Source organism: Nocardia spongicola (genome assembly GCF_047200775.1).
In the GTDB taxonomy this organism is placed as follows: Bacteria; Actinomycetota; Actinomycetes; order Mycobacteriales; family Mycobacteriaceae; genus Nocardia.
Genome location: NZ_JBJZOO010000003.1, coordinates 381952 through 406586, shown reverse-complemented (window position 1 = coordinate 406586; position 24635 = coordinate 381952). Strand labels below are relative to the sequence as shown.

Annotated in this window: 21 protein-coding genes; 11 read left to right on the top strand and 10 right to left on the bottom strand. The window is 66.2% G+C overall.

All coding sequences use genetic code 11. From position 1 onward, the window contains the following. Positions 1–4: 4 nt before the first annotated feature. From ACL02S_RS09715 to galK, 3 genes are all read right to left on the bottom strand, one after another. Positions 5–1570: a hypothetical protein gene (locus ACL02S_RS09715; RefSeq protein ID WP_412801987.1), complete on the bottom strand. Its 1566-nt coding sequence runs from the start codon at positions 1568–1570 to the stop codon at positions 5–7. Further along, positions 1555–2322 (bottom strand): ABC transporter ATP-binding protein, encoded by a 768-nt coding sequence (locus ACL02S_RS09710; RefSeq protein WP_412801986.1) that lies wholly within the window; start codon positions 2320–2322, stop codon positions 1555–1557. The genes ACL02S_RS09715 and ACL02S_RS09710 overlap by 16 nt, the downstream gene beginning before the upstream one ends. Positions 2323–2486: 164 nt before the next feature. After that, the gene (galK, locus tag ACL02S_RS09705; protein ID WP_412801985.1) at positions 2487–3614 is read right to left on the bottom strand and encodes a galactokinase; all 1128 of its coding nucleotides are present in this window, start codon (positions 3612–3614) and stop codon (positions 2487–2489) included. 372 nt (positions 3615–3986) lie between these two features. Here galK and ACL02S_RS09700 point away from each other — a divergent pair, with 372 nt between their 5' ends. Then, positions 3987–5519: a diguanylate cyclase domain-containing protein gene (locus tag ACL02S_RS09700; RefSeq protein WP_412801984.1), complete on the top strand. Its 1533-nt coding sequence runs from the start codon at positions 3987–3989 to the stop codon at positions 5517–5519. Position 5520: 1 nt separating this feature from the next. On the opposite strand, the gene ACL02S_RS09695 is transcribed toward ACL02S_RS09700, so the two are convergent. Next, positions 5521–6291, bottom strand: a complete 771-nt coding sequence (locus ACL02S_RS09695) for a DUF6319 family protein (RefSeq protein ID WP_412801983.1) — start codon at positions 6289–6291, stop codon at positions 5521–5523. Positions 6292–6740: 449 nt separating this feature from the next. Here ACL02S_RS09695 and casG point away from each other — a divergent pair, with 449 nt between their 5' ends. From casG to ACL02S_RS09680, 3 genes are all read left to right on the top strand, one after another. Beyond that, positions 6741–8390, top strand: a complete 1650-nt coding sequence (casG, locus tag ACL02S_RS09690; RefSeq protein WP_412801982.1) for a steroid-24-oyl-CoA synthetase — start codon at positions 6741–6743, stop codon at positions 8388–8390. A 117-nt stretch (positions 8391–8507) separates the two neighbouring features. After that, entirely contained in the window at positions 8508–9482 is a 975-nt protein-coding gene (locus tag ACL02S_RS09685) for an alpha/beta fold hydrolase (protein ID WP_412801981.1), read from the top strand. Positions 9483–9581: 99 nt separating this feature from the next. After that, positions 9582–10514: a DoxX family membrane protein gene (locus ACL02S_RS09680; protein ID WP_412801980.1), complete on the top strand. Its 933-nt coding sequence runs from the start codon at positions 9582–9584 to the stop codon at positions 10512–10514. 69 nt (positions 10515–10583) lie between these two features. On the opposite strand, the gene ACL02S_RS09675 is transcribed toward ACL02S_RS09680, so the two are convergent. Continuing rightward, positions 10584–11414 carry a mycofactocin-coupled SDR family oxidoreductase gene (locus ACL02S_RS09675; protein WP_412801979.1) on the bottom strand — a complete coding sequence of 277 codons (831 nt, stop codon included), beginning with the start codon at positions 11412–11414 and terminating at the stop codon, positions 10584–10586. 427 nt (positions 11415–11841) lie between these two features. Here ACL02S_RS09675 and ACL02S_RS09670 point away from each other — a divergent pair, with 427 nt between their 5' ends. Together ACL02S_RS09670 and ACL02S_RS09665 are read left to right on the top strand one after the other, a co-directional pair. Then, on the top strand, positions 11842–12045 hold the full coding sequence (locus tag ACL02S_RS09670) for a hypothetical protein (RefSeq protein WP_412801978.1): 204 nt from the start codon (positions 11842–11844) through the stop codon (positions 12043–12045). 83 nt (positions 12046–12128) lie between these two features. After that, positions 12129–12782 carry a class I SAM-dependent methyltransferase gene (locus ACL02S_RS09665; RefSeq protein WP_412801977.1) on the top strand — a complete coding sequence of 218 codons (654 nt, stop codon included), beginning with the start codon at positions 12129–12131 and terminating at the stop codon, positions 12780–12782. A gap of 301 nt (positions 12783–13083) precedes the next feature. Here the strand turns inward: ACL02S_RS09665 and ACL02S_RS09660 are convergent, their stop codons facing one another. From ACL02S_RS09660 to ACL02S_RS09645, 4 genes are all read right to left on the bottom strand, one after another. Next, positions 13084–13896 carry an amidohydrolase family protein gene (locus ACL02S_RS09660; protein ID WP_412801976.1) on the bottom strand — a complete coding sequence of 271 codons (813 nt, stop codon included), beginning with the start codon at positions 13894–13896 and terminating at the stop codon, positions 13084–13086. Positions 13897–14073: 177 nt separating this feature from the next. Then, positions 14074–15987 carry a hypothetical protein gene (locus ACL02S_RS09655; RefSeq protein WP_412801975.1) on the bottom strand — a complete coding sequence of 638 codons (1914 nt, stop codon included), beginning with the start codon at positions 15985–15987 and terminating at the stop codon, positions 14074–14076. A gap of 112 nt (positions 15988–16099) precedes the next feature. Beyond that, entirely contained in the window at positions 16100–17425 is a 1326-nt protein-coding gene (locus ACL02S_RS09650; protein ID WP_412801974.1) for a cryptochrome/photolyase family protein, read from the bottom strand. A gap of 163 nt (positions 17426–17588) precedes the next feature. Beyond that, positions 17589–18230, bottom strand: coding sequence for a lipocalin family protein (locus ACL02S_RS09645; RefSeq protein WP_412802097.1), 642 nt, complete (start codon positions 18228–18230; stop codon positions 17589–17591). Positions 18231–18352: 122 nt separating this feature from the next. Between ACL02S_RS09645 and ACL02S_RS09640 the strand changes: the two genes are divergently transcribed. From ACL02S_RS09640 to ACL02S_RS09620, 5 genes are all read left to right on the top strand, one after another. Continuing rightward, positions 18353–18715: a hypothetical protein gene (locus ACL02S_RS09640; RefSeq protein WP_412801973.1), complete on the top strand. Its 363-nt coding sequence runs from the start codon at positions 18353–18355 to the stop codon at positions 18713–18715. An 88-nt stretch (positions 18716–18803) separates the two neighbouring features. Continuing rightward, the gene (locus tag ACL02S_RS09635; protein ID WP_412801972.1) at positions 18804–19649 is read left to right on the top strand and encodes a MerR family transcriptional regulator; all 846 of its coding nucleotides are present in this window, start codon (positions 18804–18806) and stop codon (positions 19647–19649) included. 210 nt (positions 19650–19859) lie between these two features. Continuing rightward, positions 19860–21188 (top strand): NAD(P)/FAD-dependent oxidoreductase, encoded by a 1329-nt coding sequence (locus tag ACL02S_RS09630; protein WP_412801971.1) that lies wholly within the window; start codon positions 19860–19862, stop codon positions 21186–21188. Further along, complete coding sequence (locus ACL02S_RS09625) at positions 21185–21925, top strand: DUF1365 domain-containing protein (protein WP_412801970.1); 741 nt, start codon at positions 21185–21187, stop codon at positions 21923–21925. The genes ACL02S_RS09630 and ACL02S_RS09625 overlap by 4 nt, the downstream gene beginning before the upstream one ends. After that, positions 21922–23274: a class I SAM-dependent methyltransferase gene (locus ACL02S_RS09620; protein WP_412801969.1), complete on the top strand. Its 1353-nt coding sequence runs from the start codon at positions 21922–21924 to the stop codon at positions 23272–23274. Before ACL02S_RS09625 ends, ACL02S_RS09620 begins: the two co-directional genes overlap by 4 nt. On the opposite strand, the gene ACL02S_RS09615 is transcribed toward ACL02S_RS09620, so the two are convergent. Continuing rightward, a complete protein-coding gene (locus tag ACL02S_RS09615; RefSeq protein ID WP_412801968.1) occupies positions 23203–24552 on the bottom strand; it encodes a TIGR01777 family oxidoreductase in 1350 nt (449 codons plus the stop codon). The two genes, ACL02S_RS09620 and ACL02S_RS09615, sit on opposite strands and share 72 nt — an antisense overlap. Positions 24553–24635 lie beyond the last annotated feature (83 nt).

Sequence of the window (24635 nt, the reverse complement as noted above, 5' to 3'; positions counted from 1 at the left end):
CTGGTCACTGGTAGCGGACAGCCGCCAGGAGTTCGGGGCCTCGCTTCTGGAGTAGACGCTCGGCGGCTCTGGCGCCGAGCACCGCACCGGAACCACCGACGGCGATACCGGCGCCAACAGCCACCCAAGCCAGCGCGGTGAGCTGGAAGTGGTCGGCGAGGCCGAGGATCGCGAGCACCGGCAGCAAGGCGGCCAATTGGCCTATGCTGACCGCCGTCTGCGCCAATCCCTTCGCACAGCCCGGATTACCCGATACCGCGAAGGGGTTGCCGGTTCGAGGCGGCACGGCATAGGGGGCCGCGACGGAGAGAAATACTCCGGCGCCCGCGGCGATACCGAGCACCGCTGGCAGCAGAGACAACACCCAGGGATAGAGCTCCCAACGGCCGAGGGCTCCTGGCAGCACGAGAGTGGCCAGGGTTGTCGGAATCCCGATCACCAACAGCACTGCTACCAGCCGTCCACGGATATCGACGCGAGCCGCGCCAGGGGTGACGAGCGTCTGCCAGACAGCAGTGCCGTCGAAGCCGTAGAGGTTCGTCGCGGCCAGCCCGGAAAACCAGGCAGCCGTAATACCGGCGAATGCCACGCCACCGGTACCGCTGCCCTGGACCGAGAAGAATACCGGCAGCAGGAATCCGGTGATGAGCACTGGTAGCAGCGTCGCGCGGCGACGGCTGTCCCGCCACCAGGTACGCAGTTCCTTGAGCACCACCGCGGTGACCGGCCCGTTCGGACGTACCCGGCGCAACAGCACACCCGAGCCTGTGGTGACCGCGGGGTGTGGCGGAACGGTCAGCCGACGGTCGAGCAGCACCGACCACGCCTGCCACAGCACCAAAGACAACACTGCCAGCCCGGCCAGCGGCAGTAGCGCGCCCAACCGATCCCCGCGCTGTACGGACTCGACCGCCGCGGGCGCCCATCCCGATGGGACCGAGCGCAACGCCGTAGTCACCTCATGCGGCGCCGCACGCACGGATTCCAGCCGGGAAATCAGCAGACTCATCGGGTAATACGCCAGCCCGACCACACCGGCCAGCACCACACCCAGATCCTTACCTCGTCTGGAGCGCAACGCGACCCCGGCCCAGGCCAGTATCACCCGGGACAGCAGCACCACGAAAATCAGCTGCAGCACTACACCGGCCACCGCCACCACTGTCGCCGTCCAGCTCAATTGGACCGCCAGCACGATCAGCCCACCGAAGGCCACCAGATTCACCAGCGATACCGGCCCGGCAAGTGCCGCGGCCAACAGACCCGCCGCCAACTGCCGATTCGGCAAAGGCAACAACCGCAACTGCTCCGGTTGCACGGTCTCGTCACCGCCACCCATCAGCACCGGACCGCACAGCCAGCCGAGGGTCCATATCCCGAACAATGTGGCGGCCACCGTGACAGCACCGGACACATCGCCATCGCGCACCGCGAATCCGATGATCGCCGCGGTGATCACGGCGGCGATCATCCCGATCGACAAGCCGAGGGCGAAAAGCACGCCCTGCCACCCAGTCGTCAGCGCACGCCGGGTCGACAACAACCGCATCCGGATCAGGACGCCAACCACGACAGGCCCTCCGCGCCGCCGACCCGGCCACCGACCAACCGGACGAAAGCTTCCTCCAGTGAGGCATCGCCGCGCACCTCGTCGAGCGTGCCCGCGGCGACCACCCGCCCGCCGGTGAGCACGGCGACCCGATCGCACATGCTCTCCACCAGCGCCATCACATGGCTGGAGAGCACCACCGCACCGCCTGCGGCGACGAATCGCTGCAGGATGGCGCGAATAGTGCCCGCCGAAACCGGATCGACCGCCTCGAACGGCTCGTCGAGCAATAACAGTTTCGGCGCGTGCAGCAATGCGGTGGCCAAACCGATCTTCTTACGCATACCCGCGGAGTAATCGACCACCAACGTGCGCTCCGCACTGGTCAATTCGAGCACTGCGAGCAGTTCTTCGGCGCGCTCGGCGACAGTGTCCGCAGACAGACCACGTAAAAGTCCGGTATAGCCGAGCAATTCCCTGCCGGTCAGCCGCTCGGGCAGGGCGAGCCCGTCGGGGAGCACCCCGACCATGGTCTTCGCGCGTACCGGATCGGCCCACACATCGTCGCCGAAGATCCACGCCGTACCGGCATCGGGCCGTAACAGCCCGCAGGCCATGGACAATGTGGTGGTCTTCCCCGCCCCGTTCGGACCGACCAGGCCGAAGAATGAGCCGGAGGGCACGAGGAGATCGACATTGTCGACTACCGAGAACTTGTCGAAGCGTTTGGACAACCCCGCAAGCCGCAGCGCGGGCCTGTTGTCGACCTCCATGAAACCCCCTGTGGAGCCTACCTTTTCGTGGCACACGATTGCCAGAAACACAGTTGCCTGGAATCCGAAACGATCTTCTCGACAGTACCGGCTGGGGCTGCGCAATGCTTTCTTCCAGCATGACGGCCCCTAGTAGACCCGCGGCGGCGGAGCCGGACAACGGTTCAGCCGATCCGGTGCGCTCCAGCCGCTGGAACCACGAGGAAGGTGCGTGGATCGGGCAGAGCGGCACCGGTGAAGTGCCTGCGTACCGACTCCGTCACCAACTCGACGTGCCCCCGGTCGACCAGGGCGATGACACTACCCCCGAAGCCGCCGCCCACCATTCGCGCACCGTATGCGCCTGCGGCCAGCGCGGCATCGACCGCGATATCCAGTCCAGGAGTGGAGACCTCGAAATCATCCCGCAGCGAAATATGCCCCTCGGTCAGGATGGGGCCGATTCCCCGCGGATCGTTCCCCGCGCGCATTGTCTCGGCGACCGCGAGCACTCTGGCGTTCTCAGCCACCACGTGCCTGGCCCGCCGCCGCAATATCCCCTCGGCAATCCGGTCGGTATCCGCGACGGACTCGATATCACGCAGCGTGGCGACGCCGAGCGCCCTGCCTGCCGCCGCGCATTGTTCCCGCCGCCGCGCGTATCGGCCATCGACCAGCTCGTGTGGCTGACCGGTGTCGATGACCATGAGTTCGAGCCCGAAACGGCTCAGGTCGAACGGAATCTGCTCGTAGGCACCCGTGCACAGCGTGGTGGCATCGGCGGTGAGACTACGCATATCGAGTAACAATGCGTGCCCGGCCGTACACAGCATCGCGGCCGATTGGTCGAGCAAGCCGGTCGGCGCACCGACGTAGTCGTTTTCCGCACCGCGCGCTATATCGATCACTACGCGGTCGGACAGGCCGGGGGCGAACATATCGCGCAGCGCGACGGCCACCGCGCAGGACAGTGCCGCCGAGGAGGACAGCCCGGCGCCGATCGGCACCTCACCATCCAGCTCGAGGTCGATACCGGGAATCCGTATCCCGCGCCGGACGAATTCGGCGACCACGCCGAGCGGATAGCGGGACCAGCCCGGCAACAGCGCCCGCTGTGCGACGAGGCCGGATACCTCGGCCAGGGCGGGCTCACCTGGCCGCTGCCGGGAGACTGCCCGCACCCGGCCGTCGGCGCGCGCCACCGCGGTACACCGCATAACCAGCGGCACCGCGATCGGCAGGACATAGCCTCCGGTGTAATCGGTGTGCTCACCGATGATGTTGACTCGCCCCGGCGCTACCCAGGTCCCCACCCACACCTCACTGATTCTCCTCGCCGAGCACAGTCCACTCGGAACAGAGTACGAGCTACCCGGCGGGAACATTGCTTTCGACGCGCTCACAGACCCGATCAGGGTGCGGTGCGTTGGTTTCGCCTTTGTTACGCCAAGTGAGCGACAGACAGTCATATTCCATGCCATGATCAAAACAGTTGTCCAGTTTCTGGTAGCCGAACGCATGACAGTCGGCTGGGACATCTGCTCGTAGAACAACACTCGGTTCTCATTCGCCGACGGCATCCGAGCCGTGCTCGAAGAAACAGGCGGATGACGAATTCGCCGTGGCAGATGCACAGATCTCCGACGCGGCCCGAATTCACCGGACAGAGCGACCAAGGGGGGCTGATGACACCCAGTACCGGGACACAGACCAGCCGGCGGCGGCCGCTCGGATTTCGCTGGTACGCGGCATTCTTGGGGGGGAGCGTCGTCGCGATCACCGCACATCTGATGATCAACTCGCGGCTGGTGTCGTTCACAACCATGGTGATCGTCATCGGCGCGACGATCACGACGATCGCCATCGGACTACACACCCATCGGCCCGCCCATCCGCTGCCGTGGTATCTGCTTTCGGCCTCTGCTGTGGTATTCACGATCGGCGTCGCGCTCCGGGATACCCCAGGTCATTGGATCCATCCGCTCGATGACGCGGTCACCCTGCTCGGCTACTTCGGTGTCGGCCTGGCCGCGCTGATCTGGCTGCGTCCGCGCGAGGTACGCGGCAACTACGCGCTGCTGCTCGACTCCGCCCTGATCGGGCTCGGCGCGCTCTTGGCCGCATGGACCTTTCTCATCTCGCCGATTCTGCAATCACCGCCTGCCGGAGTCAATGTCCTGCTGGCGGCAGCCTATCCGGTGCTCGACGCGCTGCTGCTCACCCTGGTCGCGCATTCGATGACCACCTCGACCCGTTCGGAGATCGCGCTGTGGCTGTTGCACGCCGGATTGATCTCGGTGCTGCTCGGCGCTCTCGGCTACAGCCTGACAGCGGCGGGTACTGCCACTCTCGGCGGCAAAGTGCTGCTGGCTCCGCTGTTGCTCGCCTTCGCGACCGTAGGGGTGGCGGCACTGCACCCGACCATGGCCGCGCTCGGCACGCCGCGACGCATCCATCCACACCACTCCAGACAGCGCGCCAGTCTCATCGCGATCGCGCTGATCGTAGCCTCGCTGGTTCCTGTGGTCGGGTCCAGGCTCGACCTGCTCGACCGGGTGGTGGTCTCCTCCCTGTTCGCACTGCTGCTGATCGGCATGCTGGTGCGTAGCGAGCACGCTATCGTGCGCAGCATCCGCAGCGAGCGACGCGCGAAATACCAGGCCGAGCACGATACGCTCACCGGATTGCTCAACCGCGCGGCTCTACTACGCGCACTGCGGCAGCGGCGGGAACAGTGGCCCGGACGACCGATCTGCCTGTTGTTCATCGACCTGGACGGCTTCAAAAGGGTCAACGACAGCTACGGACACGCGGTGGGTGACGAGTTGATCGCGACCGCGGCGGACCGGATTCGGCGAGTAGTGCGCGGAGAGGACGTGGTATCCCGTTACGGCGGCGACGAGTTCGTCGTGCTGTCACCGCTCAGCGTACCCGAGGCCGCCGTACTGGCCGAACGACTGATCGGCGCCTTCGTCCGGCCGTTCGGGCTGAGCGCGGGCGAGATCCCGATCACCGCGAGTATCGGCGTCGCCGGCATCGGGCCGTGCGGCTCGGAGACCGATGTGCACCATCTGCTCCGGCATGCGGACGCGGCTATGTACCACGCGAAACAGTACGCACTGGGCTACTCATTCCACGAGGATGTACGGCGCGCGGCCGGCGGTACCGAACACCGGGCCTGGCACGCGGCCGCTCGCCCCACTGGCACCACGGTGTGATTCAGTCGCTCAGCTCTTCCAGCAAACGCTTGGCCTCCTCCAATTCGGCCTGCAACTGCTGCACCTTCGCCTCCTGCACACCACGCAGCGTCTCCAAGACCCCGTCGACCACCTCGGCGACCTCGGGGTGCAGGATCTTGGACGCTTGCGCTACCGCCGAACTGGGCACCGGAAGACCGCGCACTGTGCGCTTCTTACCGCTCATCACGTCGACCGACCAGTCCCCGTCCGCTGTGCCGGTGAGAGTCACCACCACCTCCGGCGATTTGGCGGTCTTACGCGCGCCCATGGTCTTGGCCGGCTTCGCCGCCGGGGCAGATTTGGCCACCGACTCGGCCGCGTCATCGGGTTGCTTCGCTCCCGAGGTGCTGCCGTGTGTTTTCGGGGTCGGTGCCGGAGCGGAAGCGCTCGCCTGCGAACTCGGCGGCTGGGGCACAGTGGGTTCCTTCCTCGCTGTTTGTTTCGGCTCGGCCTGTTTCGGCTCGGCCTGCTTCGGCTGAGCGGCGCCGGCCGGCCCGCGCGGTGGCTTGGTCAATGTCACCTCGGTAGGGGAAAAAGACAGTACATCCTTCGACCCGGTCGGCCTGACCTGGAGGAAGTCTCCGTCCGCCGGGTCGCCGAGCGCGATCACCTTGCCCGAGCGCCCCTCCGGCACCCCCACCGCGGCCGCGGTGAACCACACCATAGGCGGACGACCACCGGCGATGTCCGTGGCGATCTGCTCGATCTCACTGTTCGACAAAGGTTGCGGGGTAGTTCGTGGCGACGGCATGGGTAACTCCGAGCGATATTCGTGGTTGGCTGCGTGCACAGATGATGCCCCATGGCACCGACAACCATTCGAGGCACCGTAGGGATGCACCGGTACACGGGTAACTCCGCGCACGCCGGATCGGCGCCCGCCTGCCACTGCATCCACCATCGCCTCCAGCGAACAAGCTGGTCAACGCACAGCCCTGGATCGCCCTAGTGCCACCGAGCAGCCGAGTGCGCCGGTGGGCCGAGTACGACGATGCGATCGTGATCGACAACCTGGATCATCAGCTCACCTCTGGCTCTACCATGAACCGCATGGCCCCGGCCTGATCGGCTCGGTCCGAGCCGATGCTTACCTGCGCGCGACGTTCGCAGCGGTCCACGGATGATCCCGATCGACTCCATCCCGCAACCGAACTCCGTCGAACCGTCCGCCACAGTGATAGTGATGAGGAAGTACCCGAGATGACCACGCCATTCGATCCACAGACCTTCCTGACACAGGCGATGGACCAGCTCACCGGTCCAGGCGGCCGATTCGAGATGGTGGTCGAAGACGTGCTCGGCGCCCCGATGCCGGTACTGCGGCAACGGCAACTCTCACTCGGCGATGTGCTCGCCGACTCGGTCGAACACGGCGCACGGGATTATCTGATCACCGCGGAGCGCAAGATCTCCTTCACCGAACATGCCGCCGCCGTCGCGGCATTGGCCACAGCGTTGCGGGAGCGATACGGCGTCGGCAAGGGCGACCGGGTGGCCATCCTCGCGGCGAATACACCCGAATGGGTAATCACCTTCTGGGCGGCGCAGGCGCTCGGCGCGATCGCGGTGGGCTACAACGCGTGGTGGACGCCCCGCGAGATCGCCTACGGCGTAGCACATACCGAGCCAACGGTGCTCGTCGCCGACGCGAAACGCGCCGCGCTGGCAGCAGAGCTGGATATCCGGATCCCGGTACTCACTATGGAGCGCGATATCCCCGCGCTCCTGGCCGATTTCCGGACCGCCACCTTGCCGCGTACCGAAACGGACGAGGACGACCCCGCGGTGATCCTCTACACCAGCGGCACCAGCGGGCGTCCCAAAGGTGTGGTGCACTCACACCGGAATCTGGTGGCGGTCATCGGATACCACATGCTCAACGATGCGCTGGCCGCCATGGCGACCGGAGCCACCGAACCGCCGAGCGGCCGACGCTACCTGCTCACCTCACCGCTGTTCCACATTGCCAGCCTGCACAACCTGATAGTGCCCCGGCTGGTCACCGGGGATGCGGCGGTCATCTATCAAGGGTCTTTCGATCCCGGCCGGGTACTGCGGCTGATCGAGCGGGAACGAATCACCAACTGGGGCGCCGTACCGACCATGGCTACCAGAATGCTCGACCTCGACCTGTCCGGTTACGACCTGAGCTCACTGACCGCGTTCTCTCTCAACTCGGCACCGTCCTCGGCCGCGCTGCAACAGAAGCTGCGTGAACAGCTCCCCGCCGCGCGTACCGCCCTGGTGACCAGTTACGGGCTCACCGAGTGCAGCACCGCGGCGACTCTGGCCAGTCCGGTCGAGCTCGCCGCGTTCCCGGATACCGTCGGCCGCCCGGTCGTCGGAGTCGCGGTGCAGATCCGCGACAGCGCGGGCAATACCGTGCCTGATGGTGTCGAAGGGGAGATCTGCCTGCGCAGCCCGTATGTGATGCTCGGTTATTGGCAGGATCCCGCGGCGACCGACGCGGCGATCACCGCGGACCGCTGGCTGCGCACCGGCGATATCGGCGTTATGGAAGACGGCAGGCTGCGGATATCGGCTCGGCGTTCGGATCTCATCCTGCGGGGCGGGGAAAACGTCTATCCCGTCGAGATCGAGCAGTGCCTGGAGGAGCATCCCTTGGTACGCGAATGCGCGGTCATCGGCATACCCGACCCCGACCTCGGACAACAGGTCGCCGCCGTAGTCGTGGTCGAAAGCAGTACCGCGACAACCGAAGAAGAGCTGCGCGCGTTCGTCGCGGAACGACTCGCCTACTACAAGGTGCCAGTGCGGTTGCGGCTCACCACCACCGCGCTGCCCCGCAATGCGACCGGCAAGGTGGTACGCACCGGCCTCACGGTGTAGTACCCGCCCCGCAGACCACCCCCAACACCGGCGAAGTCCCCTTCGAACCCGAGGCCACCACGTAAAATTGCGAGACAGCAGCGATTCGTTCGCCAGGTGCACTCGTAAGGAGTCGGCGTGGACGTTTTCGAGTACCGAGGCAGGGCTGTAGTCTTCGAGCGCACGGGCGGTGGAACCGCGGTGGTGTGTCTGCACAACGCCGGTGCGCAACGCCGGATCTGGGACGCCCAGGTCACCGCACTGTGCCGGGATCATGAGGTCTTCACCCTCGATCTCCCCGGATACGGACAGTCCGATCAGCCCGCCGCCGGTTATCGGCTCGTGGACTACGCGGATATGCTCGCGGCATTCCTGGCCACCTATCGGCTCACCGATGTGACGCTGATCGGCAACTGCCTCGGCAGCGCCACCGCACTGCGCTACACGATGGACCATCGCGACGAAGTGCGTGCTCTCGTCCTGATCAACCCGCTGACCTGGGACACCGTCAGCTCAGGGCGATCGGCGGGCTTGGCATGGGCAGACGCGCACCTGCCGCTGGCCGGGCTGGCCGACCGGATCAGCGTGCCCGGATGGATCGTCTCACTGATCCTCGCCAACCAGCTCGGCGCGCGTGGCCGCGGGCGCGGGCTGCAGCACTCGCCGCACGTGCGGGCACACTGGTCCGATCGGGGCAGGCTGACCGCACTGCACGGTCTGGTCCAGGATTTCCCCGCCTATCGCATTGTGGACGAATTCACTCCGCCCGGTGATTTCCCACCGATCTGCACCATCTGGGGCAAGCAGAACCGTGTCCTTTCGGCAGCGGCGGGCAAGCGGCTCAACCGCGGACTACGTCCGCATACGGCGGTGGAGCTAGCCGATTGCGGCCACCTCCCGATGGTGGAGGACCCGGAACGGGTTACCGCGATAATCACCGGTTTCCTTGCCGCAACCGGTGCCGCGCACCCGCGTGCACACAGTGCTGAGCACTCCCCTGAACACAGTGCCGAGCACTCCCCTGAACACAGTGCTGAGCACTCGCATACACACAACGCCGAGCGCCATCGTAAACACAGCGCGACACACCCGCGTGCACACGACGACGGCTGAACGGCGGAAAGCGACAGCGCCCCAGGTCCAGCGGGCGTGTTTGATCCCGAAGATCGCGGGCATCCGATCGGTACCGATCTAGAGAGAAGGGGTTTCGTCATGTTGTTGCGCCGACTCGCCCGGCCGCTGCTTGCTGCTGCGTTCGTCGTCGATGGAATCGATACACTGCGACGTCCGGACGAGCGGGTCAAGACCGCGACCGAGCTTCTGCAGCGGGGGCAGCGCGGGCTTCCCAGTGGTATCGCCGAGAGATTGCCTGCCGATCCGGCTGCCGCGGTGCGGCTCAACGCGGCCGCCCAGGTGGGTGGCGGACTGTTCTTGGCGCTGGGCCGGGCCCCACGGATGGCGGCTGTGGTACTCGCGGCGACCGTGGTCCCCGCGACCGTCACCGAGCAGGATTTCTGGAACGAACAAGACCCGGCTAGGAAGTCGGCGAAACGGACCGCGTTGTTGAAAGACCTCGGGCTGCTCGGTGGGCTGTTGATCGCCGCGGCCGATACCGAGGGCAAACCCTCACTGGCTTGGCGTAGCCGCCGGGCCGCGCAGGATACGGCCGCCGCGGTGTCGGCGGCACTGCCGTTCAGCACGACCGGAAACGGTGCGACCGGCGACGCATTGCGTAAGCATGCGAACGACGCGGCTGAGCGCGCACGAGAGATCGGCGCGGCGGCGGCAAGCAAGAGCGCGGAGCTCGCCGAAACGGCGCAACAATACGGACCGGAATGGGCGGAAACCGCCAAAGAGCGCGGCAGCGATTTGGCCGAGACGGCGCTGGTCTACGGCTCCGAGTTGACGGAGGTCGCTAAGGAACGCAGCGGCAAACTCGCTGAACTGGCCAAACAGCGGAGCGCGGAATGGGCCGAACAGGCCAGGGAACGCGGCACAGAGCTGGCCGAACAGGCCAGGGAGCGCAGCACAGAGCTGGCCGAGCTCGCCAAACAGCGTGGACCCGAAATCGCCGAAGCCGCACGGGAACGCCGCGCGTACACCATGCGCACCGCGCGCGACAAGATCGAAGCGCGGCGGCGCTGACGCGGCACCTGCTCGGCGATCTCGGCAGGGCGCTGTCGCGGACCACGGTTCGGCCGTCCCCAGAACGGTTCAGGACATATTCGCGCTGAGCCCGGCCGAGATCGTCACGGCTTCCCCGTTGAAGTGCCTGCCGTGCGCACCGACCAGCAGCAACATCGCCTCGGCCACCTCGGCGGGTTGGATCAGATCCCCGTTCGGCGGACCGGATGCGATAAACGCCATCCAATCCTCCTTGGTCGGATTCTCCTGGTCCGGCATCATGAGACGCCAGGTGGCTGGGTTCTGGGTCATATCGGTGTCCACCCCCGCAGGCAGCAGCGCATTGACCGTGATGCCGTACTCGGCCACCTCCAATGACAGCGATTTCACCAGGCCGAGTACGCCCCATTTACTCGCGGCGTAGTGTCCCACGTTGGCTAGGCCCATCCTGGCCAAGCAGGACGAGATAGCGATTATCCGACCCCAGCGACGCTCGATCATGTGTGGGAGGACTGCGCGGAAGCTGTGGAACACGCCGGTCAAGTTGGTGTCGATCATGTCCCGCCACATCTGCTCGTCCATCTCGGCGATGGTCGACTGCGAGGCGATACCCGCGTTGGCGATCAGAATGTCGATACGACCGAATTCGTCGATCGCCCGCTCGGCAACCGACCGCATCTGCTCCAGGCTGCGCACATCGGCCGGTACGGCAACGCATCGCCGACCGATCCGCTCGACCAGTCCGGCCGTTTCACCGAGATCCTCGGGAGTGCTCAGCGCATAGGGAAGGCCCGACACCGGCTGCGCGGTATCGCACACCACGATATCCGCTCCCGCGCGGGCGAGCGCCAGCGCGTGCGCGCGGCCCTGCCCACGGGCCCCACCGGTGATCACCGCTACCCTGTCGTCGAGATCTCCCATCTCGGGCCTCTCTCCAGTCGGTACCTGCCTCGGCAGCCAGTCAGTGTGCCATGCGCGAGCAGTGACTTCGCGGATCTACCGCCTCTCACCGGCGCGCCTCCTGGCCGACACCACAGTCGAACCTCCCACCAACGGGAAGCGAACTCCGCGCCATAGGACAGCGCCTCCCGCGCGGCACGGGCCGCGTCGTTACGACGAAATTCGTACCGACAGTGTGATAATCGTGCGCGTCCGTACCGCGGGGCCGTCCCCGACCGTGGCAACGGGCAACCCACGAGGTGTGTCGATCCGATTCCGCAACGAAGCGGGCACGATGTACGCTGCGCGCCAGAAGAATTCCGTTCGTGCGCCCGCACATCGCTGAACTGGAGCCGACGCATCCACCGCGGTTCCCGGGGGCCCGATAACCGATTGTGAGTATTTCGCCGTGGATCTCCACCAACAGCTCGGCACCGCACACACCGAGCACGACGCCACCGTGGCGGGCATGTTCGCCAGTCCACAGTTACGCAGGCTGATACACACGGCCATCGGCCTTTCCGATGACTCCATCGACTTGCTCACCACCATGTCCGGGCGCTTACGCGCCGCCGCGGGTATGACGGTGCGCGACCCACTCGACGATTACTGACCCATCCGCCCGGAAAGGCCGGAGAATATTGCCGAGTCGGCAATATTTTTGCCGATCACCTGCCCTGGACGGATCGTGGGGACATGGATGCCACCCACCACACCGAGTCGACCGCGCGCCGAGCGAGCGAGTACTGGGAAGCCTTCTACCAAGAGCGCGAACAGGTCTGGTCAGGACAGCCCAATACGCTGCTTGTCCGTGAAATCGACTCACTTCCAACGGGTTCCGCCTTGGATCTCGGCTGCGCCGAAGGTGCCGACGCGATCTGGCTCGCCGAGCGTGGCTGGCGGGTCACGGCGGTCGATGTGTCGGAGACCGCGCTCACCCGCGCACGGGCGCGCGCACAGCGGCAGGGAGTGGCCGAGCACATCGATTGGCAGCGGCACGATCTCACCGAGAGCTTCCCCGCCGGGCACTTCGATCTGGTATCGGCGTACTACCTGCACTCGCCTGTCGCACGAGACGGTGAACGGATGCACATCCTGCGCCGAGCGGCCGAAGCGGTGGCGCCGGGCGGGCTACTGCTGATCGCCGGACACGCCGCATGGCCGTCCTTGGTAGTGGAGCCACCCGTGATCGCGGAATTCCCGACCACCGCCGAGGTGCGCGCGGGCCTGGATCTGGCGCACGCCGAATGGCAGGTGGAGCTCGAAGAGCTCGTCGAGCGCGCCCACCCGAGCCCAGAGGGGCAACCGGGCACGCGACTGGACAACATCCTGCGCATCCGCCGCAGCTGACCGAAGTCCGGCCGGTCTTGGTGCACAGGACCACACGGCATCGAAGCCCTTGTCGGCTCTGCTCAGGACCGGATGGACACTTCTGATCATCGAGCGGAGTGAAATGGCGGCCCGACTGAGCCCCCGATACCGCCATTTCACTCCGCTCGATCGCGTACTGAGCGGGCACAGCGAAACTGCTGCACCGCTGCGCCGGTCGCGGCGAATAACGCCGCACGGTACGGAACCGCTGCACGGGCCGGGTGACCGCAGCCGGGGCGACGGCCCGATACGTGGTTCGAGTGATCCGACCGGCAGGGGCTCAGTCCAGGCCGAAGACGCGGCGGGCAGTGCCCGCGAGGAACAGTTCGCGGGTTTCGTCGTCCAGACCGAGGTCGTCCAGGGCCGCGAGCGCATGCTGCGGGGCGATCATCGGGAAGTTCGTGCCGAACATGACCTTTCCCCGGCCGTGCGCCTTCAGATAAGCCACCAGCTCCGGTGGATAGCGGCGGACGGTGTAGGCGGAGGTATCGATGTAGACGTTCGGATACTTCGTCGCCAACGCGATCATCTCGGCGGTCCACGGGTAGCCGATATGCCCGGCGACGATGGTCAGTTCCGGGAATTCCAGGGCCACGTCATCGAGATACGGGATGGGGCGGCCGGTTTCGGAGGTGCGCAGCGGCCCGGTGTGGCCGACCTGGGTGCAGAACGGTATACCGAGTTCCACGCACTCGGCATACAGCGGATAGTACCGGCGGTCATTGGGCGGCAGCCCCCACAACCACGGGACTATCCGCAGCGCCTTCATCCCCGACACGGTGACCGCCCGGCGCAATTCACGCACCGCCGCCATCGGATTGCGCAGATCCACCGAAGCGACACCGACCAGCCTGCCGTCCGACTCCGCGACGAACCCGGCTACATCGTCATTGGAGATCAGCGTCCCTTCCGGTCCGTACCAGGCGGAAATCAAGGCGAGGTCGACACCACCAGCGTCCATCGCGGCCAGCGTCGCGGCGACCGGCGGCTGTTCGCTCGGCAGCGGCGCGCCCCAGCGGCGCAGCGAATCGAACATATCGTGTTCGAGCATGCGTAGGGTCGGATGCTGCGCCCATACATCGATAATGGCCATCGACACTCCTCACGGCGGTTCGGTCGTTCCGCCAACAGTATCCACAAGGCGTGGCGGACCACCGATGATCCGTTGGGTGTCCGAGCGATCGGGATGATGTCGAACCGCACCGAGGAACCTGTTCGACGACACCGAGGTCCGACGCGCCGCACTCGGCTACCGCCGGTATCGGGGGGCTCAGTTGTCGTACGATGCGACACCGACCGGTCCTGTCCCGACGCACAGATCCAGTTCTTTTGCGCGAGAAGCGATCCGAAGTAGCGATCCACTGCCCTTGATGCGAACGAACACGGTGTGCATACCTTTACGGACCGGAACCTCGACTACATCACCGTGCTCCAGACCGACTAAAATCCGACCGTCACGATCGGCGAGATAGTTGAGCTGGGCGGTCCAGCCGTGCTCCTGCATCGGCCCGTCGAGTGGCAGCCAGACCGGTGTGGTCCCCTGGATCCGATACCCGCAGTCCGGCTCCGGTCCTGGGAGAATGGCTCGATTCCACCAGACCGCCGCGTCCACGATTTCTCCGGTGTCGGTGATCATGCGCAAATGTGGTGTGGAATCGGCGAAAGTGCCCGCCTCGGCGATTGGAGCGAGCACCCGGCTGACCAGGTTCTCCGGATAGACCACTGGATTCAGGACATTCCACGGTACTTCCTGGTCCAGCAGGGGTGCGCCGTCCAATTCGGCCAACGCCGAGCGCAGATTCATGACATAGCTTCTGGTCGGGCCGTCACGCCACAGCCGGACATAGGTATAGGTGGACCAGAGACTACTCACCACGAACAGCACTGTGAGCGGGATCAGCGTCCTCGGGCCGGGAAACCACCTCGGCATCCGGCCGGACGACAGCGCGGGCCGCGGATGAGCGCGCACCAGCAGCGCACCCGCGGCAGCCAGCACGACAGCCAGATCGGCGAAATAGCGTAAGGATTGCATGAGTTCCGCCGCGGTGTTCGGGCCGCCGCGAACCAGCGCCACGGTCAGCTCGACGATCAGAACGTAGACCACGACCGCCACCCAGATCGGCCATACCCGGAGCCGAGCGAGTATCGACGCCGCCACCAGCACGGCCAGCACGAGCCACGCCGACACCACTACCCAGCCCGGCGGATCCGCCCACGGCGTCGCCGGTAGCCACCGCTCCCAGGCCAAGGGCCCGCCGAACAACGCGGGAACGATCCCCAGGGACGCGGCATTCGGCAGCAGGTCCAGCAACCCGCCCATGCCATCGGTCGGCACACCATCGGTCGGCTCGCTACCTGGTAGTTCGCTGTTGTGCAGTTCGGGACCGCCGGCCACCGTGAGATATCCGGCCAGCCAGCACGCCAGCACCACACCCGATCCGGCCCATAGGGCCGCCCCGCGGCGCACCACTACACGCACCACGCGCACCAAGCCGTCCTGACCGTCGACGTAACGAGCGAATACCACGACGGCGAACGCGACGAACGCGACGATCACCGACTTCTCGAAGAACAGCAGCGCCACCGCGCACACCACGATCCCGGAGAGCGCGTACCGCCGTCGGCCACTCCGGACCAACAGCACCGCGTCGGCACTCACCCAGGCGAGGGCGAATTGCAGCGGTAGCGCGTTCAAGGCGGCCGCCCACCACGCGAACGCCGGGAGCGTCAACGGGCAGAACAGATAGAAGACCATCGGGAGCAGAATCGCCCACCGCGCACCCGCGAGCACGACGAGCATGCGCAGTACGGCCACCGCTGCCCCGAGCTGCATAACCAGCAGCGATACCACCGGCCCGGCCCAGGCCAGCGGCGCCACCGCGGTGACAACCCAGGCCGTGGCGAAGGCCAACGGCATGAAATGCCCGTCATGGTTGTACAACAGCAGCTGCTCCGACCACAGCGGATAACTGGCCGCGCGGCCGACCACGATGAGATCGTCCCAATAGAAGTATCCGCTGTCGGCTATCCACCAGCGAAGCACCAGTTGCAGCAGGATGAGACACCCCGCCGCGACAACCACCGGCCGGGCACTGCGGACCCGCCGCGGTAACCGAAGGGCCGCCGTACCCCGCTGCGGAGGGATGGCCACAGCCACTGGCGAGGCGGGCGCGGCGGTGTCCATAGCCACTTCACCCTAGCGGCGCCGGAAGCCGAATCCGCCTGTGACCATGCCGGAATGTTGCCGATTCGTAGTTCTCGTTCGGGTGTACTCGTCTGCGCGGGCCGATGTGGCGCTACATACCGGCGACGTCGAGAAGCGGAGCCGGATAGCAGGCCGGGTCGACCTGCTCGCGCCACGGCCGATGCACCCGAGCGCCGGGCAAGTGCGCCAGCTCGGGAATCCAGCGGCGTACGTAGGTGCCATCCCGGTCATAGCGCTCGGCCTGCCGCAGCGGGTTGAGCACCCGGTTCGGCCTGGTATCCGTTCCTGTGCCCGCGACCCACTGCCAATTGAGCTGGTTGTCGGCCAAATCCGCGTCGACCAGCCAGCGCAGGAAGTGCTCTGCGCCGATACGCCAGTCCACGCGCAGTGATTTGGTCAGAAAACTGGCCGCGATCAACCGGGCCCGGCCGGGCATCCAACCTTCCGCGCGTAGCTGCCGCATGCCCGCGTCCACGATCGGGTAGCCGGTGCGTCCGTCCCGCCAGGCGTCGACAGCGTGCGGATCATCACGCCAACGGATCGAGCGGTCGCGGTAATCCGACCACGCCGCGGCCGGGCGGGCGGCCAGCAGCTGATGATGGAAGTCGCGCCAGGCCAGTTGTCTGGCGAATGCGTATCCCCCTTCGGGGGCGGTATCGACCCGGTGCACCAGCTCGACCGGAGACACACAACCGAAATGCAGATACGGCGAAAGCCGGGATGTGGCGTCGGCGGCCAGATCGTCATTGCGGGACGCGTAGTCGCCGATCGGCCCGGACAGCCAGTCGTGCAGCATTTTTCGTCCGGTACGCGCACCTCCGACCGCCAGGTGCGGTGACGAAGGGCCCGAGCAGAGCTTATCCGCCTCCGGTAACGGCAAGCCGGTTATCGGCGGCATCGTGAGATCACGTGGCTTACCGAGGGGTGTGCGCCGGGGGGCTGCGATCCAGCGCTTGAAGTACGGGGTGAAGACGGCGAAATGATCGCGCCCGGTGGCAGGAAGGAGCGCCGCGGGATCGGCGGCGGTGACGGTCATCGGATGTGTATGCACCAGGCAATGCCGCTGGGCGAGACGATCACGTAACGCGCGTTCGCGGCGACGGCTGTAGCCACTGACATCCGCGGCGATATGCAGACTTTCGGCGTGCACTTGCGCGACCACCGCATCGACCACATCGACCACATCGCCGCGCCGCACCACCAGGCTGCCGCCGATGGCACGAAGCTCGGCATCCAATTCGGCGAGCGCGGCGGTGAGGAACCGAATCCGGTTCGCAGCGGCACGATGCTTGGCGAGGATGGCCTCGTCCAGTACGAACAGCGGCACAACCGCCGCACCCTCCCGATGCGCGGCCATCAGCACCGGATTGTCGTTGACCCGTAAGTCTCGGGTGAACAGTGCGATCGTGACCGTCATCGGAGGCAACCCCGATCCGCCGCGCGGCCGCTCATCGGCCACGCTCCTGATGGTGGTGACGTACCGAGTTCATAGCCGGCGCCGCGCAGATCATGGCGAGGCGGCGATGAGCCACCCAGGCGGTCTTCGTCGGCGCGGCGTTCGCGACGCCGCGCCGACGAATTCACAGTGTGCACAACGGCAGGATGCGTGACTCGCCACCGGTCGTCGGCGAGGTCAGATAGGTGCACAGATTCTGGCCCGCGGCGGTGATCGTCGCCCGCACCTGCTGCCAGGCGTCCGCGTCCAAAGTGGGGGTACGAGACAGGACGAACCCCGATATCCGGCTGGGATCGGTGACCACCGCCCAGGAGTAGTCCGGGGCGAGCCCGGTGACGATGTAGTTGGTCGGTCCCTCCAGGCTCCCTTGCGTCGGCACACCGGGGAAGCTGACATGCAGTTGCGCCTGGGTCTCCTTATCGTTGACGACCGCGGTGCCGTCGATTTCATTGAGTGTGTTCGCCCAGGTGATGCAGGAATTGTGCACTGCGATATTGCCCTGCGGGTCGAGCGAGTAGTTCGCCTGGGTATCGCGCGCGCAGACCAGGCTGAAATATTGCGGGACGGCGGCCAGCTGAAGCCAGGTGCCCTGGTATCGATCCAGGTCAAGGCGCGGCACCGGCGCGGGCCCGGCAACCGATACCGCCTCGACGACAGGTACTCCCCCGGTATCCGTGACCGGTGCGGGGGCTGCCACCGCAGTGGTCGTGGCCAGAGTCATCCCGGCTAGCGCGGACACTGCACAGGCGAGCAGGCGGGTAGACATGGATGACATTCGGCGAAGGGTCACGCTAACTCCTCGAAAATGGACGATGCGGACCCGCATCATTATATAGCGATGCATAATTGATGCATAGCTGTTGACCAAGACTCACCGAAGGAGGATTCATGAGGCAGATGACAACTCCCCGTATCGCGGGTATCGCTACCGCCGCATACGGTCTCGCGGTAGCACTGCGGCCCGTGGTCCTGCTCGGACCATGCGGGTGGCCGGACAACGACACCGGGCGGGCCGCCATGGCCAGGATGGCCGGGACACGCGATATCGCCTCCGGTCTCGCGATGGCGCTCGCACCGACACCGGAAGCGATGCGACTGGCCATCGCGGCCCGGGTCGCCTCGGATCTGAGCGACACCATTGTGCTCGGACGCGCGCTACGCGGACAACCGCAGCGCTCCAAGGCAATCGCGGTCACCGTCGGCTGGGGCCTGGTGTGCGCCGCGACCGCCGCCGCGACCCGTCGCGGGTGACGCCATGCCACGCTCGCGCGACCCCACCGGGAAACCCGATCACCCTGGCGGAACGGATCGCCCGGATAACGACAGGCAGAATAGGGCGATGCCCGCCGGTTCCATCCCCGTATCCGACGCGGCCGGATACACGGTACGCGCGGTCGCCGAACGTCTCGGCATCCCGACCGCGACGCTGCGCAGCTGGAACCGCCGCTACGATATCGGGCCGCCACAGCACCAACCGGGCAAGCACCGGCTCTACACCGAAGCCGATATCACCATGCTGGAGCGCATGCTCACCCTCATTCGCGAGGGCGCGAGCCCGGCCGGAGCCGCGGCGGCGGTACGCGGGCCCGCACCAACGCGCGGCGAACGCTCTTCGCTGCTGACCGCGGCTTTCGCCTTGGATACCAGGTCGGTGTCGAATCAGCTGGAGGCACATATCCACGCATTCGGCGTAGTGGACACCTGGGACCTGCTGTGTCGCCCGGCTTATACCGAAATCGTCGACCGCCAGCTCGGTGGGGAGGGATGCATCGATGTCGAGCATCTACTGTCCTGGTGCATCATCTCGGTACTGCAGCGCACCAATCCACCGCCACAGCACCCCGGTCCCGAGCCGGTAGTACTCGCCTGCACCAGCGGCGAGACTCATTCGCTTCCGATGGAGGTACTGCGCGCGGCGCTCGCCGAACGCGGCGTCGGAGCGCGCATGCTCGGCGCCGATGTCCCCGCCACCGCGCTCACCGACACCCTGGCCCGGCTCGACCGCCCCGCCGCGGTGCTGCTGTGGTCACAGCGGGAATCGACCGCCCTGTCCTCCGCCGTGCGCGCCTGCCTCGACGCGGGCGCCACGATCCTCGTCGCCGGATCGGGATGGGAAGCGATCCTCCTGCCCGACGCCGTCATCCGCGTCGACAACCTCCAGGACGCGGTCGACCGGCTCACCTGAGCACACCGCCGCCGTTCGACATCCCACCCGGTCCACCCCGGCGAGAATGTCCGCCGAGTTCACCAACCGAGCTCACTCAGCCCATGGTGTTCGCCGCCCAGATGCCCGGTTTTCTGACGAATCGGTTTCCATCCGAGAGCAAACGATGCATAATTGATGCACAGCTGTCGCCGTAACCGCACGGCAGCAACCGCAGTGCGAAGGAATGCAATGACCCAGCACACCGCATCAGAACGCACCGCCGTCCGCCGAGTGGCGGTCATCGGCAGCGGTGTGGCCGGATTGACCGCCGCCTGGGTACTCGCCGGATCCGCCGAGGTAACCCTGTACGAGGCCGCGCCAAGGCTCGGTGGCCACGCCGACACCCATCGCGTCACTGCGGGGAACGGCGAGATCATCGGCGTGGATACCGGATTCATCGTGTTCAACGACCGCACATATCCCACCCTGCTGCGCTTGTTCGGGGAACTGGGCATCGCCACCAAGGACTGCGATATGAGCATGTCGGTCCGCTGTGACGGATGCGGGCTCGAGTACGCGGGAGCGCGGGGCGCGGCCGGATTGTTCGCCACCCCGCGCTCACTGGTCCGCGGACGCTATCTGCGGTTGCTGGCCGAGGTTCCGCGCTGGCACCGGCTGGCTCGCGCACTGCTGGATTCGGACCAGGAGAATAACCGCACGCTCGGAGAATTCGTGCGCGAAGCCGGGTTCTCCCGCTATTTCATCACGCATTTCCTCACGCCGCTGGTCGCCGCGGTATGGTCCTGCGATCCGGCCACCGCGCTGCGCTATCCGGCCAGGTATCTGTGCACGTTCTTGGACCATCACGGCATGCTGACCGTGTTCGGCTCCCCTACCTGGCGCACCGTTACCGGTGGCTCGGCGACCTATGTCCGCGCTATCACCGATCGGCTGGATCATGTGCTGATCGGTACCCCGGTACGTGCGGTACACCGGCGACCCGACGCGGTCGTAGTGCGCGACGACGCCGACGACGTACGGGTCTTCGATGCCGCGGTGATCGCCACACACCCAGGACAGGCGCTGGAGATCCTGGCCGAACCGACCGAGGCCGAACGGGAGATCCTGGCCGCCATGCCGTATTCGGTGAACCACACACTCCTGCACACCGACAGCTCGGTGCTTCCAAGGGCACGGCAGGCCCGCGCGTGCTGGAACTACCGGTTGCCCTCGTGCACTACACCGGCGGACCGGGTACTGGTCAGCTACGACCTGACCCGGCTGCAGCGGCTGGAACACACCGGCGAACGCCGGTTCCTGGTCACGCTCAACGGCGAGGACCGGGTAGCTCCGCATACCGTGCTGGACCGGATGGTCTACGAACACCCCAGCTATACGCCCGACTCGGTCGCCGCACAACGCAGGCTCGGGGAAATCGGCAGCACCAGACTGGCATTCGCCGGGGCTTATCACGGCTGGGGTTTCCACGAAGACGGCGCCGCATCCGGTCTACGCGCCGCGCAACGCCTCGGCGCGCGCTGGTCGGCACAGCTCCCGGCACCGGTATCGACCTCATGACCGCGCAGCTCGTCCACACCAGGATCCGGCATGTGCGGCTTACCCCGGTACGCCATGAGTTCCGCTATCGCAGCTATGGCTGGCTCGTCGACCTCGACGACCTGCCGCGGCTACCGCGTTGGCTACGACCGTTGGCCGGGTTCAGCGCCACGGATCATCTCGGCGACCGCGACCGCGACCGCGACCGCGACCGCACGCTACGCGAGAATGTCGATGCCTTTCTCGCCGAGCACGGCATAGACCTACGCGGTGGTTCGGTGCGCATGCTGACCAACGCACGGGTATTCGGTTACGTGTTCAATCCGCTCACCTTGTTCTGGTGCCGCGATAACGCGGGTGAACCGGTCTGTGTGATCGCGGAAGTGCACAACACCTATGGCGAGCGGCACTGCTATCTGGTGCGACCGGATCGACACGGTAGCGCGAACACAGCGAAACAACTGTTCGTCTCCCCGTTCAACCCGGTCCGCGGGGAATACCGGTTACGGGTTCCCGAACCTGACCACCTGGTGCGAGTGTCGATCGTGCTCACCGACGAACATCCGGTTTTCGCCGCCACGATGACCGGACGTTGCCACCCGGCCACCCCGATGACAATCCTGCGCGCGGCACTTACTTCGCCCCTCGCTCCCCTTGTGGTCTCGGCACGTATCCGCTGGCAGGGCATCCGCCTATGGGCACGCGGCCTATCCGTCCACCCCCGCCCCAGCTCGCTGCTAGAGGAGCCTTCCCGATGAACACCGGTTCCCCTGTCACCTCCGGCTCCGATGGCTCATCGCCGACACCGTGGCCCGATATCGAACAAATCCCCACCGGCATCCGCGCCCGCCTCGCCGCGAAGATAGCGCATCGGCTGTTCCACAGAGCTGTTCGCGCACTCGCGCTCCGGGTGGAATACCCGGATGGAACTGTCCTCGGCCGCGATCCGAACGACCAGAACGCACCAAGGATGATCCTGCACCGGCCCGAGGACTTCGCCCTGCGGCTCGGCGCGGGCGGCCTGATCGGATTCGGTGAGTCCTATATGGCCGGTGATTGGTCGGCACCGGATCCCGCCGCGACACTGACCGTATTCGCTTCCTCGATCGAGACCCTTGTTCCCGCCCCGCTGCGCGCGCTGCGCCACCTCTATGTCGCGCGCCATCCCGCCGCTGAACGCAACTGCGAAGCGAACACCCGCGACAACATCGCCCGCCACTACGACCTGTCCAATGAGCTGTTCGAACTGTTCCTCGATGAGACGCTGACCTATTCCAGCGCGCTGTTTCCCAGCACCACACCACCACCGCGGTGGGACGATCTGGCCGCTGCCCAACGCGCCAAGATCGAGCGGATCCTGGACCACGCCGCGGTCGGCCCCGGCACCCGCCTGCTGGAAATCGGTACCGGCTGGGGTGAACTCGCGCTGCGTGCGGCTGAGCGCGGCGCAGTGGTGCGTTCGGTGACGCTATCGGTCGAGCAGCGCGATGCGGCCCTGCGGCGGATAGCCGCGGCAGGCCTTTCCGATCGAGTGACTATCGACCTACTGGACTATCGTCGGGTACAAGGAGAATTCGACGCGGTGGTCTCGGTGGAGATGATCGAAGCGGTCGGCTACGAGTACCTGGATACCTTCTTCCGGACGATCGACCGGGTGCTGGCGCCGGAAGGCAGAGCGGTACTCCAAGCGATCACCATGCCGCATCATCGAATGCTCGCCACCCGGCGCACCTACACCTGGGTGCACAAGTACATCTTCCCCGGCGGATTCCTGCCCTCAACGCAGTTACTCGCCGAGGTGGCAGTGCGCAGTACCGGATTGGTCATGCGCGAGCGGTTGTCGATGGGTGAGCACTACGCGCACACCTTGCGGCTGTGGCGACAGCGATTCGACAGCCACACCACCCAGATCACGCAACTCGGTTTCGATCCGATCTTCCGGCGCATGTGGCGGCTGTATCTCGCCCACTCCGAGGCCGGATTCCGGTGTGGCTATCTGGACGTGCAACAGCTCCGGTTCGAGCGGCGTGGTGAATCAGCCGATGGATCTGCCGAGCAGCTGCCGCAGCGCCGGTTCCAGTGTGGGCGTACGGAATCGGTGCCCTAGCTGTTCCAGCCGAGCCGGGATGACACGCTGGTTCGCGGAAGCCAGCTCCCGGTTCCCGGCACGACCGAGCAGCAGCGCGGGAGCGAAACCGGGCACCGGGAGCAGCGCGGGACGGTGCAGCACCTCGGCGAGGACCTCGGTGTACTCGGCATTGCGGACCGGGTGCGGGGCAACGGCGTTGACCGGTCCGGATAGCTCTTGGTCCCATAGCGCCCGGTGGTAGATCTCGACCAGGTCGTCGATCCCGATCCAGGAGAGCCATTGGTGTCCATCGCCGATACGCCCGCCCAGCCCTGCGGTGAACAACGGACGCAGCAACCGCAGCGTGCCACCGCGCGGGGACTGCACGATCCCGGTACGCACCCGGACCACGCGGACACCGGATTCGGCCGCGGGCAATACGGCGGCCTCCCAGTCATCGACCACATCGGCGAGAAAACCACCACCGCGTGGGGCGTCTTCGGTCAGTATCTCCTCGCCACGGTCGTAACCGTAGTAACCGATCGCGGAGGCACAGACGAAAACCGGCACCCGTGACTTGGCCGCGACCTCCGCGAGCTTGCGCGTCGGCTCGATCCGGCTGCTCGTGACAGCACGTTTGTGCCCGGCGGTGAACCGGCCTGCGATCGATGCTCCGGCCAGGTGGACCACCGCATCCACACCGTCGAGCACATCCGGCGCTGGTGCCGCCGGATCCCATCGCCGTTCGTCCGCGGCACGCGGTACCCGGCGCACCAGCCGTAGCACTCGGTGCCCTCCGCTGGTCAAAAAAGCGGTCAGCGCCGCACCGACCAGGCCGGAAGACCCGGTCACCGCGATGGTTCCGGCCACAAGACCTTCCTGCCGCGCGCGCATATGGGCCGCCAGGTCATCGGCGAGCTGCCGGTGGCGGTAGGCGAACATCGGGCGCAGCAGCGCGGCGGGTACCGGTGTGTCGACCCGATCCACTATCCGGGTGTGCGTCTGATCGACGACCTCGAAATCATGTGTATGTCGCCACGGCAGCAACCCGACGGGCAACGAGCCGACGCCGGCTATGCTGACCTCGTCGACGAACCGGTGCGGCGGGTCGTATGCCCGCGGATCATGCTGCGCTACCCAGCGCAACCCACCCGGCAGTCCGAGCACTGCCTGCCCATCCGATAAGGAAGCCGCTTCGGCGCACGGTGACACCGGCTGCCAGGGCGGGGCCAACCGGGTCAGGGCACCGGGGCGGGCGTGCCACGCGAATACTTCGGATCGAGGAATATCGATGACACTCGAATACTCGATACCCATGACTCGACTGTAGCCCGGAATGCACAGTCCGAAATACCTTATATGCAGCAATTTCGCATCGCTTGATAGCGTTCGATCGCCCA

Excerpts from the sequence above, each read along its gene's own strand:
- ACL02S_RS09710 (WP_412801986.1), bottom strand. The coding sequence starts at position 2,322 with ATGGAGGTCGACAACAGGCCCGCGCTGCGGCTTGCGGGGTTGTCCAAA.
- ACL02S_RS09700 (WP_412801984.1), top strand. The coding sequence starts at position 3,987 with ATGACACCCAGTACCGGGACACAGACCAGCCGGCGGCGGCCGCTCGGA.
- ACL02S_RS09695 (WP_412801983.1), bottom strand. The coding sequence starts at position 6,291 with ATGCCGTCGCCACGAACTACCCCGCAACCTTTGTCGAACAGTGAGATC.
- casG (WP_412801982.1), top strand. The coding sequence starts at position 6,741 with ATGACCACGCCATTCGATCCACAGACCTTCCTGACACAGGCGATGGAC.
- ACL02S_RS09680 (WP_412801980.1), top strand. The coding sequence starts at position 9,582 with ATGTTGTTGCGCCGACTCGCCCGGCCGCTGCTTGCTGCTGCGTTCGTC.
- ACL02S_RS09675 (WP_412801979.1), bottom strand. The coding sequence starts at position 11,414 with ATGGGAGATCTCGACGACAGGGTAGCGGTGATCACCGGTGGGGCCCGT.
- ACL02S_RS09665 (WP_412801977.1), top strand. The coding sequence starts at position 12,129 with ATGGATGCCACCCACCACACCGAGTCGACCGCGCGCCGAGCGAGCGAG.
- ACL02S_RS09660 (WP_412801976.1), bottom strand. The coding sequence starts at position 13,896 with ATGGCCATTATCGATGTATGGGCGCAGCATCCGACCCTACGCATGCTC.
- ACL02S_RS09655 (WP_412801975.1), bottom strand. The coding sequence starts at position 15,987 with ATGGACACCGCCGCGCCCGCCTCGCCAGTGGCTGTGGCCATCCCTCCG.
- ACL02S_RS09650 (WP_412801974.1), bottom strand. The coding sequence starts at position 17,425 with ATGACGGTCACGATCGCACTGTTCACCCGAGACTTACGGGTCAACGAC.
- ACL02S_RS09645 (WP_412802097.1), bottom strand. The coding sequence starts at position 18,230 with ATGTCTACCCGCCTGCTCGCCTGTGCAGTGTCCGCGCTAGCCGGGATG.
- ACL02S_RS09640 (WP_412801973.1), top strand. The coding sequence starts at position 18,353 with ATGAGGCAGATGACAACTCCCCGTATCGCGGGTATCGCTACCGCCGCA.
- ACL02S_RS09635 (WP_412801972.1), top strand. The coding sequence starts at position 18,804 with ATGCCCGCCGGTTCCATCCCCGTATCCGACGCGGCCGGATACACGGTA.
- ACL02S_RS09630 (WP_412801971.1), top strand. The coding sequence starts at position 19,860 with ATGACCCAGCACACCGCATCAGAACGCACCGCCGTCCGCCGAGTGGCG.
- ACL02S_RS09625 (WP_412801970.1), top strand. The coding sequence starts at position 21,185 with ATGACCGCGCAGCTCGTCCACACCAGGATCCGGCATGTGCGGCTTACC.
- ACL02S_RS09620 (WP_412801969.1), top strand. The coding sequence starts at position 21,922 with ATGAACACCGGTTCCCCTGTCACCTCCGGCTCCGATGGCTCATCGCCG.
- ACL02S_RS09615 (WP_412801968.1), bottom strand. The coding sequence starts at position 24,552 with ATGGGTATCGAGTATTCGAGTGTCATCGATATTCCTCGATCCGAAGTA.